The sequence below is a fragment of the Virgisporangium aliadipatigenens genome, from assembly GCF_016863615.1.
Taxonomy (GTDB): Bacteria; Actinomycetota; Actinomycetes; order Mycobacteriales; family Micromonosporaceae; genus Virgisporangium; species Virgisporangium aliadipatigenens.
In genome coordinates this window covers 1-1242 of record NZ_BOPF01000102.1, presented here as the reverse complement: position 1 = coordinate 1242, position 1242 = coordinate 1, and the positions used below count along the sequence as shown (strand labels likewise).

2 protein-coding genes are annotated in these 1242 nt (G+C 74.0%); both read left to right on the top strand.

All coding sequences use genetic code 11. The features are described from left to right. The first annotated feature begins 24 nt into the window (after positions 1-24). Positions 25-165 (top strand): YciI family protein, encoded by a 141-nt coding sequence (locus tag Val02_RS46950; RefSeq protein WP_373318076.1) that lies wholly within the window; start codon positions 25-27, stop codon positions 163-165. Next, positions 162-1242: RNA polymerase sigma factor (locus tag Val02_RS46945; protein ID WP_203905887.1), on the top strand; the 1081-nt coding region annotated here is incomplete at its 3' end. The genes Val02_RS46950 and Val02_RS46945, both read left to right, overlap by 4 nt.

Below are 1242 nucleotides of genomic sequence, written 5' to 3'. Positions count from 1 at the left end.
CCCACGGACGGGCCGTTCGCCGAGATCAAGGAATCCCTCGCCGGCTACTGGATCCTGGAGTGCACCCACGAACGCGCCGTCGAGATCGCCGCGCGCGTCGTCGCCGTCACCGAGTACCCGATGGAGATCCGCCGGATCATGGACGAGGCACCGCCCCAGCAGTGACCGGGACGCCGTTCGAGAACCTGCTGCGCGAACTGGCGCCGCAGGTCCTCGGCACGCTCGTCCGCCGGCACGGGCAGTTCGACGCCTGCGAGGACGCCGTGCAGGAGGCGCTGCTGGCCGCCGCCGCTCAATGGCCGGACGGCCTCCCGAAACGGCCGCGGTCCTGGCTGCTCACCGTCGCGTCCCGGGCACTGGTCGACCGCTGGCGGACCGACTCGGCACGCCGCCGCCGCGAGATCGCCTCCGCGCTCGACCCGACCAACGAGCCGCCCGACGACCCGGACGACACGCTCGTGCTGCTGTTCCTGTGCTGCCATCCCGCGCTGTCGCCGCCGTCGCAGCTCGCCCTGACCCTGCGCGCCGTCGGCGGCCTGTCGACCGCGCGGGTCGCCGCGGCGTTCCTGGTCCCGGAGACGACCATGGCGCAGCGGATCTCCCGGGCGAAACAGCGGATCCGGGAGGCCGGAGCCCGCTTCGAACTGCCCGCCGCGGGCGAGCGGGCCGACCGCCTCCGCGTGGTGCGACACGTGCTGTATCTGATGTTCAACGAGGGCTATACCGATCTTGCACGACCCGACCTGGCGGCGGAGGCGATCAGGCTGGCGCGGCTCCTGCACCGTCTCCTGCCCGCGGACGGCGAGGCCGCCGGGCTCCTCGCCCTGATGCTCCTGACCGACGCGCGGCGGGCCGCCCGCACGGACGCGGACGGGTGGATCGTGCCGCTCGCCGAGCAGGACCGGGGCCGGTGGGACGCCGCCGCGATCGCCGAGGGCCGGGCACTGCTCGCGCGGACCCTCGGCGCCGCACCGATCGGGCAGTACCAGATCCAGGCCGCCATAGCGGCCCTGCACGACGAGGCACAGACGTCCGCCGACACCGACTGGCCGCAGATACTCGCTCTCTACGACGTGTTGGAACGGGTGACGCCCGGCCCCCTCGTCACCCTCAGCCGCGCGGTGGCGGTCGCGATGGTCCACGGCCCGACGGCCGGCCTGGCCCTGCTCGGCACACTCGACGGCGACGACCGGCTGGCCCACACCCATCGCCTCGACGCCGTCCGCGCGCACCTGCTCGAAC